The following is a 13308-nucleotide window of genomic DNA, read 5'->3' as shown; positions in this document are numbered from 1 at the left end:
GTATGGAAGATTTGATGCAAGGGCTTGTCACTGTGCTTGCCGGTCCTAATCTTTTATGGTGCTTTGTGGGAGTGGTCATGGGGACTTTGGTCGGCGTATTGCCCGGCCTTGGTCCGGTTGGCGCCATGTCGCTGTTGCTGCCGGTGACCTTTAATATGGATACAACCAGTGCCCTTATTTTGCTGGCGGGTATTTACTATGGTTCTATGTATGGCGGCTCTACGACGTCTATTTTGGTTAATGTGCCGGGGGAGGCCGCCTCGGTTATTACCTGCCTTGACGGCAACCAGATGGCCAAAAAAGGCAAGGCCGGCCCGGCTCTATCGATTGCCGCCATTGGTTCTTTTGTGGCCGGTACGGTAGGGGTAGTGCTGATTATGCTGATGGCGCCGGCTTTGGCCCGCGCTGCGCTTAAATTTGGTCCGCCGGAATATTTTGGTATTGCGTTATTAGGCTTGTTGCTCTTGACACGGTTGACCGGCAAACAGGTAATCAAATCCTATATAATGATGTTTTTCGGTATCGCTTTGGCTACGGTGGGGATGGACCCCATCGGCGGGATGGAACGCTTTACCTTTGGCAGTCAGACGTTAGTCCAGGGGCTGGATTTTATCCCGGTAATTATGGGTTTATACGGTATTGCCGAGGTACTGAGCAGTACGGAAGATATATTTAAACCTTTAGAAGTTCTCAAGGTGAAATTTCGGGAACTTTTGCCGTCCAAGCAGGATTTTAAGGACAGTGCCGGTCCCATTGTACGGGGAACCATCAGCGGCTTTTTGATTGGGCTGATTCCCGGACCTGCTAACATTATCAGTACGTTTATTTCCTACGGGATGGAGAAAAAACTGAGCAAACATCCGGAGAAATTCGGTACCGGCGCTATTGAGGGCGTTGCCGGACCGGAAACGGCTAATAATGCGGCTTCCTGTGGAGCTTTGGTACCGTTGCTGTCTTTGGGTGTGCCTTTTTCGCCTCTGCCGGCTGTTTTGCTTGGTGCTTTTATGCTGCATAATGTTATCCCCGGGCCGACTTTGATTCAGGATCATCCTGAATTGTTCTGGGGTCTGATTGCCAGTATGTATATCGGTAATGTTATGCTGCTGGTGCTGAATTTACCGCTGGTAGGGTTGTTTGCCCGTGTGGCCAGTATTCCGGGCAAATATTTGATGCCATTAGTCATCGTGTTCTGTTTTATCGGTGCTTTTTCGGTACGCAACAGCATTTTTGATCTTGGCGTATTGGTATTGTTTGGTTTCCTGGGGTATTTCTTCCGCAAATACGGGTACGATCCAACACCGTTGGCTTTGGGCATGGTGCTTGGTCCTATGCTGGAAGACAGTTTCCGTCAGTCGGCGGTTTTATTCCGCGGTGATCTCACCGGCTTTTTTTCCCGTCCTTTGTCAGGCGTTATGATGGGAATAGCTTTTTTGCTTATCCTTTGGCCTTTAGGCAAGTTACTTATCAACTATTTCAGAAATAATAATGAGGTGGCATCATGAAAATTTTTAATCATGAAATACAACCGGGAGAACGTTTCTGCGATTATATCAAAGTAGGGGAATTGGCGTGTTTTAGCGATATTCGTATTCCGGTTATGGTACTGCGCGGCAAACAAGCAGGGCCGACTTTGTGGCTGACCGGTGCTGTGCATGGCGATGAACTTAATGGCCTGTGGGCTATGCGGCGTTTTTTCTGGGAGTTGGCTGCGGACAAGTTGCAGGGAACGCTGGTGATCACTCCTATTTTAAATCCGATTGCTTTTTGGGGACGCTCCAAGGTCAGTATGCTGGATCAATTGGATATGGATCAGCAGTTTCCGGGAAATCCCCAGGGCCTGTATTCGGAACGTGTAGCGCATGTGATTTTCAGCGAACTTAAGGAGAAAGCCGGCTATGTGATTGATTTTCATACTTTGAATCACTTATTTAGTGCGACTCCTTATACGGTATCGAAACTTGTTGCCGAAGCCAATGACAAGACAAATGAAGAGGCGTTCCGCCTGGCCAAAATTTTTGGGGTCTATCCCAATTGCCGTGTCGATTTAAAAACAGCCGGCGGCGAGCTTCCGGGTACGACCAGCGGGGCTCTCGACATATTGTGCATGCAGCACAATATTCCTTGTTTTATGGCAGAAATGGGCGGCGGCGGACGCTGGGAAGAATCCTCCATCCAAGTGGCTTATCAGGGAATTGAAAATGTCATGGCGGCACTGGGCATGATAGCGAAGGATTTGCCCGTATCTGAGAAAAAGTTGATTATTACGAAAAGAAAATTTTTGCGCAGTGATTATGGCGGCTTAGTACGCATGGCGGTAAAGCCGGGTGATTTTGTTCCGGCAGGCGGCCTTATTGCTACCATTTATGATTTCTTTAAGGAAGTGGGACATGTGCATGCTGAACAGGATATGTTCATGATTGCCACCTGTTTTAATCCTGTGGTATCAAGCGGTGACCGGCTGGCTTTTGTAGGCTGCGAGTGGCATGAAACTAAATAATAGATTCTGTCTACCAGCAATAACAAGGAGAAGATGTCATGCTGGCCTGGAAATATAAAATCGGTTTGCTGATTTCAGCCAGGAATCAGGTGATGGAGCCTGATTTTAACCGTTATAAACCGGAGTGTGTGAGTATCCATAGTACGCGCATCAAAAAAGACCAGGATTTTACCAATATAGACACCATGAATGATTTGCAGCAAGAGGCGCACAAGCAATGGAAGTGATTCCCTATTTGGAAATGCAGCTCAAAAAGCCTGTGGTTACTTCCAATCAGGCCAGTCTTTGGTATGCGCTGAGGAAGATTGGCAATAAAGAGTCTAGGGACAATTGCGGGTTGTTGCTGAGAACACAGTAGCCATACGGCTAGAGGAGGAAACGCATGTGAAGTGTACACAGTGTAAGCATAATGACTGTTATCATGCCGGAAAAAATTGCACCGGCTTTGACGCTGAAGATATAAAAGCAATTTATGCCGGAGAGGACAAGCGGATTATGACCGCAGCCACTTGTATCGAAGGACGCAATTACATGAAAATGTGCCGTTTGGAAGAGAGCGTGGCGTTTGCGCAGGAACTTGGCGTAAAAAAAATCGGGCTGGCGTTTTGTATTGGTTTAGTCAAGGAAACCAAGGTTATTGCGGCCTATTTTGAGAAGTACTTTGAGGTACATTCGGTATGCTGCAAAATATGTGGTATCAGCAAAAAACATTTAGACCTGGAACAAATTCATGCAGATAAGTTCGAAGCGATGTGCAACCCGAAAATACAGGCTAAGGTGCTGGCCGACGCCAGGACAGAACTGAATTTTTCTATTGGCTTGTGTGTCGGTCATGATATTTTATTTCAGCGGGCTTCCGCCACACCGGTATCCTGTCTGGTGGCCAAAGACCGGGTACTGGCGCATAATCCGCTTGGTGCCGTCTATTCCCGCTATTGGCGCCGTAAATTGGGAATTGACGATGGCGAAACAAGAGCGTAATTTTTATTGATTGGTAGTGCTCAGAAAGATTGCTTGTCAGGTAAATAAATCCAGGACACACTGCAAACAAATATAGCTGGTTGAATGTGAGGAAATTAGTGTGGAAGAGATTTTTATGCGACATTCGAAAAAAACAATGGATAAATCCAGTGATAATTTATATCGTCAAATTGTTGATGATATCAAGGACGCTATCCGCGAGGGGCGTTTACAGGCGGGAGATGTGCTTCCCTCAGAGCGTGAACTGGCTCAGTATTATGACATCAGCCGTGTTCCGGTACGTGAGGCTTTAAAAATACTGGAATTTTTGGGCGCCGTTGAACAGGTTCGCGGCAAAGGTGTGTTTGTTAAAAAAATAAAAATGCGGCATGTGCTGGACCATATTGATTTTATGATTGAAGATCCCATGCTGGCACTGCTGGATTTGTTTGAAGCCCGGGAAGCCATTGAAATACAGGCCGTGCACTTGGCGGCAGAGCGCCGCACTGCTGATGATATTGAGGCTATGGAGGCGGCTGTTACGGAAATGAAGATCAATATTGATATGGGTAAAGAAGTGAATGTGGCTTCCGTAAAGTTTCATAATGCCGTAATTGAATCTGCCCATAATCTGGTTCTTACAAAAATTAATGGATATTTGTCTGATTTATTACGCCTTTCGCGTCATTATTCACTGAAAAATCCCGGCCGGCATGAAGTGGCGCTTAACTATCATCAGCAAATTTTGCAGGCGATTGTGAAACAGGACGCCAGAAGTGCTGTTGATTTAATGCGGGAACATTTGGCGGTGGCGCGTAAAGTTATACAAACACAATTAAAGTCGTAATTGGCTTAGCATAGGTAGATCGGCATACCTCTGTCCTGCTGACACTTTTCTATAGACAAATCCTGCAAATATTGCAGGATTTGTTCATTTTACTGCTAAATAAGGTATGAGTTAATAATTATGGCTTTAATAGATAAATTAATATAAAATTGAAGAGATGATTAATAGGTAGTGTTTATCTATAAATGAAAGGAATATACCATGAATAATACTCGTTTAAAGTCAGTCCGATTTATTACCGAGGCCGCTGTAATTGCGGCAATGTATGCCGCCCTGACAATCTTCCTTGCGCCGATAAGTTCCGGACAGGTTCAAGTAAGACTGGCGGAAGCCCTGACTATATTGCCGTATTTTACGTCCGCTGCGATACCTGGCCTGTTTGCGGGGTGCCTCATTGCCAATTTTTTTGTCGGAGAAGGAATCTATGACATCCTTTTGGGACCACTGGTTACGCTCCTGGCAGCATGTATTACCGCAAAAATACTAAACAAGTATCTGGTGCCCCTGCCTCCGGTCATTTTAAATGCCGTCTACGTAGGCATATTGCTGTATTTTACCGCAGAACTGCCGATAATACCAACAACAGTGTTGGTTGCTATCGGGGAAACGATAGCGTGCTATGCATTGGGGTATCCTCTCCTGCTGCTGCTGGAAAAGCAGCGTGAGAAAATATTTGAACGCAAGTGACAAAAGGAGAATATCCGATCGATCAAAATAACGATGCGGATTTTTCCGTTCCTGAGGCAAGCGGTGGTGTTTTTTTGCTTACGATAAAGTAAAATCCGTAGGTGCCCATAAACAAAGTTACCGCGACGGCTGAAAACAAAAACGGGTAGCCCAAATGTTCGGCAACAACACCTAATATGGCTGTAGAAAGCGCGTTGCCAATGTCGCCGGCAGCTGTGAGTATGCTAAGGGCTGTGCCCCGGTTGCTTTCCGCTGTTTTTTGGACAAGCAGCAGCACCAATGACGGAAAAACGGCGCCAAAGCCAATGCCGAATAATCCGCCGGCAATGATAAGCACTAACGGGGAGATACCGATAAACTGCCAATGCTACTGGCAAAGGTAACTGCACCGGTGCCGTAAAAGGCCAGGCCAATTCCATACAGCAGGCGTAAGGCAAAAAACGAAGCAAACCGATTGGCTATTAAATAACCTAAAGTTGAAAGGAAAAATAAACTCTGTCCAATTAAAATGGCCCAGCGGCTGCCTTTGGTATCTACACTTAAGCCCACCCAGGGACGAACCAATAAAGCGCTGGCCGCGGTAATTCCGATAATAAATCCGATTTGCGTTTCTGTGAAGCCTTTATACTGCAGAAAAACAGATAAGATAGGCAAAATTAGATTGGTACCTAAGATGGTGCTGCCATGTGATAGAGCAATGCATTGAAATTGTTTGTTATAAAAAACAGCAATGGATGTATTCATAAATACCTCAAGCTTTGTTCGAATTTTTTAACGAGATTAAAGAAAATGGTAGTAACCGATATAATTTAGTATAAATAATTACTAGCTATTTGCAAGCATAAAGTCCTAAAATAGCAAAATTATGGGTTACTTGTCTTATCAGCTAATAGTATCTCAGAGCCAACTTTGATCGCTTCCGGGAAATCGCTGGTAGAAGCCGCGCTGGAAAGAAAAAATCACCTCTTATGTCATATAGTAAAACTATATACATGAGAGGTGAATTTTTTCATGGTACATTATCTGTCTGAGATAAAATGACAAGCATTGAGATGGCGGAGGAAGATAAGTTTGTTATTTAACCAACTGCATGCCAAGGGTACGGCATTTTTTCAAACCTTCGTCATCAGGAGTTTCATTAATAATGAGACTGTCGTCCACAAGAGTGGCTCCTTGGTCTTTCATTCTTTGGGTCCAATCATTCATCCACTGGCCGTCACCCCAACCATAGGAGCCGAACAGTACGAGAGGTTTGTTTTTTACCAAAGAGGCAATAGAGTTAACAAAAGGTTCCATTTCACTTTCTTCTAATTCTTCATTACCCATGGAAGGGCAACCCAGCGCCAGGTAATCTGCCTCTTCCACATGTTTGGCTGTGGCTTCGGCAACTGATAATAATGTAACTTCCGTATCTGCAGTTTTTGCACCACTGGCTACTGCCTGTGCCATTTTCTCGGTATTCCCGGTGCCACTCCAATAAATTACACGGACTTTTTTCATAAACAAGACCTCCTGGACTTTTATTTATACTGCCAAGAATAATACCGATTGCAAATTGGCATAATCCTTAAAGCAGTTGCTAACATTTGGTTTAAGATATGCTACGTGTGGTAAACACTTCATAAGGGGAAGACAAATTGGGTAACAGTCTTTCCATTCTAAGGCGGTCATTAGCGTAACAACGCATAAGTCGCAGAGAATTCTCCGAACAACCATACACTTTCCATTGACCGGTTATCTTGAGTGGACAACGTATTTCCATAAAACCAATTACATCTTTTAAAGGGATGCCGAGAATGATGCCGATTTCATGCGGGCAGCCGTGGCGGAACTTTCTATGCAAGGTCTGCAATACGGCTGTGATGCCTTGGGTTACTGGATAACCGCGGCGAGCCAGAAATTCATAGCAGCAGCGCCGTCGTAAGCATTTTTTCACAAGCTGACGGCGATAAAACAAGATAATTTCAGTATCTTTTGTTGTGCGCAGCACGATATATTCCAGTGTGGTATTTTTAAATAACGTGGTTTTATAGCTATGCCATAAATTCAAGAGATTACAAAATTTATAATTACGCAGACATAGGATGGTGGCGGGTTTGTTGCCTAAAATGGTAGGCGCAAGTTCCAAGGCCAGCCATCGAGCTAAAGGCAGACTTTCCTCCGCAAACATGAGACCAACTCCTTCCCTGTTTAAACGTAAATCCAACGAATATAATGATAATGATAATCATTCTCTGTAATAATACTTTACTACATCCATATTTTTCTGTCAATGATTATCTTTTTGATGAGAAACAGATAATCAGGGTTTGCCAACCAAACCTAAAATGGATAATGAATCTAAGCCTCATCCTGCCGAGGAGGCGTGTCTATGTCGAAATGGGATGATAAAGCGGAGGATGGCAGTATCGTCTTCTCATAAGACAATACTGCCATCCTCCGCCTTGTTCCCAATAAAGTAATAGTGCATAAACTATTCACTGGGTAATCAGGATAAGCGATTGTATTTGTTGAAAATCCGGTTGATGAAGCTGCTGGCTTATTACGTTGCAATCACCCATTGCAACTTTCTGGATCAATATCATGTATCCATTCATCAGGCATTCCGTGATCGCAAACAACCACATGTTCGGTAGTGCTGCCGTCTAACAAGGCAATGGTATCGTTGTCTTCAATGAGATTTGCTGTACGAAATGCTCTACCAATACGATTATATTTCCATGGGAGAACTTGTCCAACGGTAGCCATAGCCGGACTGGTTTTGGGAGGCGGCATAGGTTTATTCGCCCGTTATTTGGGCCTGACTACGGAAGTGTTATGGAGGCTGAAACGGTCGATGCCGGGGGAAACCAGCTGATTGCAAATCAGGATTGCAATACAGAACTGTTCTGGGCGTTGTGGGGAGCGGGTGGCGGAAATTTTGGAATTGCCGCAAGACAGGGACGGAGGAAATGTCTTTAGGACGGAACCTTCGTCCTCTTGTCTTATGCGTCCGTGTTATATTGGGTAGTTATGGTAAAATCCTACTTCCACATTCTCGAGGCAGGCAAGTGCGTCGTCTGTCAAAACCGCCGCAGAAAAATACAGGGTAAGCAGATAGGAGGCTAACGCTTTGTTGTCTATACCCATCATGCGCATCGATAAACTGGGCATGATCTCATCCGGAATACCTAGCTGGTGCAAGCCAATGACACCTTGTTCCTTTTCTCCCAGACGCATTAGCAATATTTTAGTTGAACCCGTATTGCCATTGCATTTCGATTTTCCGTCGACCAGCATTTTATTGCAGGGAACAATGGGAACGCCACGCCAGGTCAAGAAGGGTGATCCCTGAATAGTTACGGTTACTGGGGGAACGCCACGTTTGGTACATTCACGCCCAAATGCAGCGATTGCTTTGGGGTGGGCCAGAAATATAGCGGGCTTTTTCCAAACCCGTGACAGAAGTTCATCCATATCGTCGGGGGTTGGCGGACCATAGCGAGGTTGTAAGCGCATTGACGGGGCTACTGAGTGAAGCAAGCCGAATTTCTTATTATTGATGAGCTCCCATTCTTGCTTTTCTTTTATTGCTTCAACGGTCAGCCGTACCTGTTCCTCTAGCTGGTTGATTGGGTCATTATATAGGTCGGTGACGCGGGTATGGACTTTGATTACGGTTTGAACGATGCTCAAGGGATATTCACGCGGCTGCTCTATATAGTCTACAAATGTTTCCGGAAGTTCGTATTCACCTTCGTGTCCAGCCTGGATACTTATCTTGTGTTCGCCATACTCGTTTGTTTTGACGCTCCATTCGTCTCGACTCCGGCGATTTTGTTCCAGGCGCTTCCTTAATTCCGGATATTTGTTGAGCAGGGAGTTGAATTTGTCGCAATCTATGGTCAATATACTACTGGCGGACAAAGCGGTGATGGTGGCATTGTAAGGTTTATTCTCTAACAAGGCGAATTCACCAAAGTAGTCGCCACTGGATAATATACCTATCTGAACCTTCTGTTCACGCTCACCCAGAGTAGTTGCTTCGACTACGCCTTTGGCAACAATATAAAGTTTATTTGCCGAATCTCCTTCGCTAACAATAACCTGATCTTTATGATATTGTTCGACAATAAAACTATCAGCAAGCAGCGAAAGTTCTTCAGCAGTTGTGCCATAAAACAGTGAAATCTGGCGTAATTGATCGGGTTCGACGAGAAGTCGGCCGTCCCGCTCAGTGATGCTTATCTTTCCCTCCCCTTTAAACAGAACCTTGATGCGATTTACCCTGTAAGTTCCCGCAGTGACATTCACCCAGGGAAGAAATTGCAGTATCCAGCGGGGAGTAATCTCTTCCATCATTAGCAGAGACTTTGTCGTGGTTGCTAAATTTCGCGCAGCCTGAGTAGTTACGCTGTTATGATTTCTTAGAAAATCATTATCCATTCTTTAATTCCTCCTTGTAAGTTAACACAAGTATTTTTCAACGGCTAAAACCAGTTGGTCGATTTCAGTAAAAGTATTATATAAAGCAAGTGATGAGCGGATAGTGCTATCTAGGCCAAAGTGGCGAAGTGACGGTTGGGAACAGTGGTGTCCAACACGTACAGCGATTCCTTGATGGTCGAGGTATTCGCCAAGTCTTTCCGAAGAGACGCCGGGAATCACAAAGGATAATACCCCGGCCTTATGAGCAGAAGTACCAACTTGGCGCAATTGAGGGATGGTACTTAACGCATTGCGGGCGTAGGCCATCAGCTTTTGTTCATATATTTCGACCTGCTCGGGACCGAGACGGGTGAGATAATCGACGGCAGCTCCAAGACCGACAGCGCCGGCAATATGACCAGTACCAGCCTCAAATTTATTTGGCGGCGAGTTATACGTGGTCTGTTCAAAAGTAACTGTCTTGATCATATTGCCGCCTCCTTGCCACGGTGGCATGCTTTCCAGCAAAGTCTTTTTGGCGTACAAGATGCCAATACCTGTGGGGCCAAATAACTTATGGCCGGAAAAAGCGTAAAAGTCGACATCGAGACTTTTGACGTCAACTTTAAAGTGCGGAATACCTTGCGCACCGTCTACGAGGACGGGTACGCCTAGAACGTGAGCCATGTCAATCATAACCTTGATCGGGACAACCGTTCCCAGAGAGTTGGATACATGGGAAATTGCCACTAGACGAGTTTTAGAATTTAGCAGCTTCGTATACTCCTCCAAAATGATTTCGCCGTTATCGTTCAACGGAATCACCTTCAGTGAGGCGCCTTTTTCATCACACAACTGCTGCCAGGGCACAATGTTCGCATGATGTTCAAGATTGCTGAGAATAATCTCGTCGCCCGGCCGGACCACCATGCGTCCATAGCTTTGGGCAACAAGATTGATGGCTTCAGTAGCCCCCCGGACAAAAATGATTTCCTCAGCCGATTCCGCACCTATAAAGCGTTGGATTTTTTCCCGGGCTCCTTCATAGGCGTCGGTGGCGCGTTTGGCTAAAGTATGTGCGCCTCGATGGACATTTGAATTGTCTTTGGCGTAAAAGTTAGCTACCGCTGCGATTACGCATTGCGGCTTGTGGGTTGTCGCAGCATTATCCAGCCAGATGAGCGGCCGACCATTTACCATTTGCTGTAGGGCGGGAAAATCCCGGCGGATGGACTGGATATCCCAGTTCTCCATTGTTGGCAGCTCCGGGTTACTGCAATTTGCAGTAAGAAAATAGTAATTGTCGGATTGACCATCAGTTAGATCAGTGAGCCCTGTACTCAAATTTGCTAAATATAAAGCTCCGGTTTGGAAAGAGTCAGGTAACCACGCAGGCGTCTGTTCAGCCTGGTTGTGCGATATAAATTGTTTCAGGAAACCGCCGGCGGATGCGAAGCGGTTCTCGTTACTCATGTAGAAGAACACCTCCAATGCTAGAGCTGGCCGAGCGGTAACCTGTAAATATGATTGGTTTTCCTCCTAGCAACTCTACATTTTCATAGTATGACTCTGGCAGTTATTTGGTGCATTTCTGCTCATCACTCCATTTCTCCACTGAGGCCGGAAGAGGGATGAGAGCAGAAAAAAGCAGCTCAATAATTTGAGCTGTTTTTCATTATTGCAGGACTTTTCTATTTTATTGGTAAATAAAGTATTAATTGGTAATTAGATTTGATAAAGGATAGATTTTAAAACGGCTGTATTTTTAAACAGCTAACTTAGTTTTTTGCAGATATTACTAATGAGTGCTCTAATTAAATTCAAGATCGTAAGGGGAGTAAGCGATGAGGATAACAGTACTTGTTGATAATAATACACTGATTGACCGCTATTTCTATGGCGAACCGGGAGTATCGTACTTTATTGAAGAAGGAGATGTAAAACTTTTATTTGATGTAGGGTATTCCGATGTATTTTTTAAAAATGCTAATAGAATGAAGATTAGCTTGGACGATATTCATGCAGTTGTGATTTCCCACGGACATAATGACCATACTGGCGGGCTATTTTATTTAGTTAAACACTATATAGAAACTTGGGCGGAATCTAGTAAACATGATAAACCAAAACTTATAGCACATCCGGAGACATTTTCGGATAAATATATTGACAAGGAATGTATAGGCTCATTACTCAAAGAGGAACAATTAAAGAAGCATTTTCAACTGGTGCTTAGCCAATCTGAGGTATGGTTAACGGAGAAACTGGTCTTTCTCGGACAAATTGAAAGAAAAAATGACTTTGAAAATAAGGTTCCCATAGGAAAATGGCATGATCACGATTTTGTAAAAGATGATTTTTTAATGGATGACTCTGCGTTGGCATATAAGTCATCAGAAGGATTAGTAATCATTACGGGATGCTCACATTCTGGAATATGTAATATTGTAGAACAGGCAAAGAGAGTTTGTAATGATGAGAGAATTGCTGCTATCATCGGTGGTTTTCACTTGCTCAATCCAGACGAAGAGTTGCTAAAAAAGACTTGTGAATATTTAACTGGCAATCAAATAAAGGAATTATATCCTTGCCATTGTACAGATTTAAAATCAAAGATCGAGTTATCAAGAAGCTTTACTATTAAGGAAGTTGGTGTTGGACTCGTCGTAGAATTTAAATAAGACGCTGGAGTGTCTATACGCCAAATTGAGCGAGCAACGGGCTTATCACGTAGGGTACAAAAATTTACTTTTGTCTTATTAATACTGGGGGAGGGTATATGAGTTTTTTTGTAAGATGAGTCAGAAAACAGCCATGACTCAGAAGCAATGATCAGGGGGGATAATCTATGCGCTAAACCCAGTAATCCGGGGATGGTGTAACTATGGTATTAACAATGAGTCTCCGTAAAAATACCTAAATCATCAAATATACACTTCCTGTAAAAAGGAGAAAAACATCTAATGACTAAAAAATTACCCAAAGAAAGCGCCTTAATTATTATTGATGTGCAAAAAGCTATTGATAATCCGTTCTGGTCACAATATGGAGTACGAAATAATCTTAATGCTGAAAAAAACATGGCAGAAATTTTAAGCTTATGGCGAGAGTCAGGACGACATATTTTTCATGTTAAACATGAATCAACTGAACCTAATTCCACATATCGCCCCGGCCAGGTGGGCTGTGATTTTAAGGAATGTGTCACGCCTTTAAAAGGAGAGCATATTGTCGTTAAACATGTGAATAATGCTTTTATAGGAACAGGTTTGGAACTAAAGCTAAAAGAACGAAATATATCCTTCGTAGTAATTTTTGGTGTAATTACAAACAATTCTGTAGATGCAAGTGTTAGAATGTCGGGTAATTTGGGATTTGCAACGTATTTAATAGAAGATGCCTGCTTTACTTATGCTAAACTTGACTACAGCGGGCAAATCCGCACAGCCGATGAAGTGCATGCCATGACTCTAGCAAACCTTGATAAGGAGTACTGTCAAGTTATCTCTACATATGAGTTAAAGAAAATGCTAACAGGCAATACATCCGAGTTAAGGGGCTGTTCTTGAAGGGTTCAATCGGAAGTTTTGCGCGCAAAAAGGCTCAACTAGCAGCAGCTGACTGCCAGTTGAGCGACAAAACTATCTACGCGCAAAATTTTTGATTGCCCAGAAGAAGGAAATCGCGGCTAATTTGGCTATGGATTTTCAATCGGCTGTATCCTCATTTTTTTGTCTTTTTCCTGGAGAATGACTCATTTAACTGCGTTGCTACTGTTGATGCAACCGTATAATTGCAGGATTTCCCCCATTTTAGATATACTTTCCCCCTCCCCGCCACTGGGTCTTGATAGAAATATATAATTTTCATCGATATCATGGTGATGAACCTTGAACGAACGAATAGAATT

16 protein-coding genes are annotated in these 13308 nt (G+C 43.9%); 9 read left to right on the top strand and 7 right to left on the bottom strand.

Going from position 1 to position 13308, the window contains the following annotated elements; all coding sequences use genetic code 11:
• Nucleotides 1-2 precede the first annotated feature (2 nt).
• The 6 genes from BLR65_RS10745 (at nt 3) to BLR65_RS10720 (ending at nt 4991) form a co-directional block, all read left to right on the top strand.
• A complete protein-coding gene (locus BLR65_RS10745; protein WP_093794192.1) occupies nt 3-1502 on the top strand; it encodes a tripartite tricarboxylate transporter permease in 1500 nt (499 codons plus the stop codon).
• Entirely contained in the window at nt 1499-2497 is a 999-nt protein-coding gene (locus BLR65_RS10740; protein WP_093794191.1) for a M14 family metallopeptidase, read from the top strand. The genes BLR65_RS10745 and BLR65_RS10740 overlap by 4 nt, the downstream gene beginning before the upstream one ends.
• A gap of 38 nt (nt 2498-2535) precedes the next feature.
• On the top strand, nt 2536-2724 hold the full coding sequence (locus BLR65_RS30440) for a hypothetical protein (RefSeq protein WP_093794190.1): 189 nt from the start codon (nt 2536-2538) through the stop codon (nt 2722-2724).
• Between the two features lie 157 nt (nt 2725-2881).
• A complete protein-coding gene (locus BLR65_RS10730; RefSeq protein WP_093794189.1) occupies nt 2882-3478 on the top strand; it encodes a DUF1847 domain-containing protein in 597 nt (198 codons plus the stop codon).
• A 136-nt stretch (nt 3479-3614) separates the two neighbouring features.
• Complete coding sequence (locus BLR65_RS10725; protein WP_245692696.1) at nt 3615-4304, top strand: FadR/GntR family transcriptional regulator; 690 nt, start codon at nt 3615-3617, stop codon at nt 4302-4304.
• Between the two features lie 201 nt (nt 4305-4505).
• Nucleotides 4506-4991, top strand: a complete 486-nt coding sequence (locus BLR65_RS10720; RefSeq protein WP_093794188.1) for a QueT transporter family protein — start codon at nt 4506-4508, stop codon at nt 4989-4991.
• A 22-nt stretch (nt 4992-5013) separates the two neighbouring features.
• On the opposite strand, the gene BLR65_RS30865 is transcribed toward BLR65_RS10720, so the two are convergent.
• The 5 genes from BLR65_RS30865 to BLR65_RS29715 form a co-directional block, all read right to left on the bottom strand.
• A complete protein-coding gene (locus BLR65_RS30865) occupies nt 5014-5328 on the bottom strand; it encodes an MFS transporter (RefSeq protein WP_245692695.1) in 315 nt (104 codons plus the stop codon).
• The gene (locus BLR65_RS30860) at nt 5328-5735 is read right to left on the bottom strand and encodes an MFS transporter (RefSeq protein WP_245692694.1); all 408 of its coding nucleotides are present in this window, start codon (nt 5733-5735) and stop codon (nt 5328-5330) included. Before BLR65_RS30860 ends, BLR65_RS30865 begins: the two co-directional genes overlap by 1 nt.
• A 330-nt stretch (nt 5736-6065) precedes the next feature.
• On the bottom strand, nt 6066-6491 hold the full coding sequence (locus BLR65_RS10710; RefSeq protein WP_093794187.1) for a flavodoxin: 426 nt from the start codon (nt 6489-6491) through the stop codon (nt 6066-6068).
• Nucleotides 6492-6582: 91 nt separating this feature from the next.
• On the bottom strand, nt 6583-7161 hold the full coding sequence (locus BLR65_RS10705; protein WP_093794186.1) for a DUF3793 family protein: 579 nt from the start codon (nt 7159-7161) through the stop codon (nt 6583-6585).
• 383 nt (nt 7162-7544) lie between these two features.
• On the bottom strand, nt 7545-7766 hold the full coding sequence (locus tag BLR65_RS29715) for a hypothetical protein (RefSeq protein WP_169716723.1): 222 nt from the start codon (nt 7764-7766) through the stop codon (nt 7545-7547).
• A gap of 42 nt (nt 7767-7808) precedes the next feature.
• Here BLR65_RS29715 and BLR65_RS29710 point away from each other — a divergent pair, with 42 nt between their 5' ends.
• Entirely contained in the window at nt 7809-7952 is a 144-nt protein-coding gene (locus BLR65_RS29710) for a hypothetical protein (RefSeq protein ID WP_176772729.1), read from the top strand.
• Between the two features lie 36 nt (nt 7953-7988).
• On the opposite strand, the gene BLR65_RS10695 is transcribed toward BLR65_RS29710, so the two are convergent.
• Nucleotides 7989-9416, bottom strand: coding sequence for a family 2B encapsulin nanocompartment shell protein (locus tag BLR65_RS10695; protein ID WP_093794185.1), 1428 nt, complete (start codon nt 9414-9416; stop codon nt 7989-7991).
• A 21-nt stretch (nt 9417-9437) separates the two neighbouring features.
• Nucleotides 9438-10871, bottom strand: a complete 1434-nt coding sequence (locus BLR65_RS10690) for a cysteine desulfurase (protein ID WP_093794184.1) — start codon at nt 10869-10871, stop codon at nt 9438-9440.
• A gap of 371 nt (nt 10872-11242) precedes the next feature.
• On the opposite strand from BLR65_RS10690, the gene BLR65_RS10685 reads away from it, so the two are divergent.
• Nucleotides 11243-12079 (top strand): MBL fold metallo-hydrolase, encoded by an 837-nt coding sequence (locus BLR65_RS10685; RefSeq protein ID WP_093794183.1) that lies wholly within the window; start codon nt 11243-11245, stop codon nt 12077-12079.
• Between the two features lie 282 nt (nt 12080-12361).
• Nucleotides 12362-12967, top strand: a complete 606-nt coding sequence (locus BLR65_RS10680; RefSeq protein ID WP_093794182.1) for a cysteine hydrolase family protein — start codon at nt 12362-12364, stop codon at nt 12965-12967.
• Nucleotides 12968-13308: the final 341 nt, after the last annotated feature.

This window comes from Sporomusa acidovorans (assembly GCF_900101845.1).
GTDB classification, from domain to species: domain Bacteria; phylum Bacillota; class Negativicutes; order Sporomusales; family Sporomusaceae; genus Sporomusa; species Sporomusa acidovorans.
This window is presented reverse-complemented; position numbering and strand designations above follow the sequence as displayed.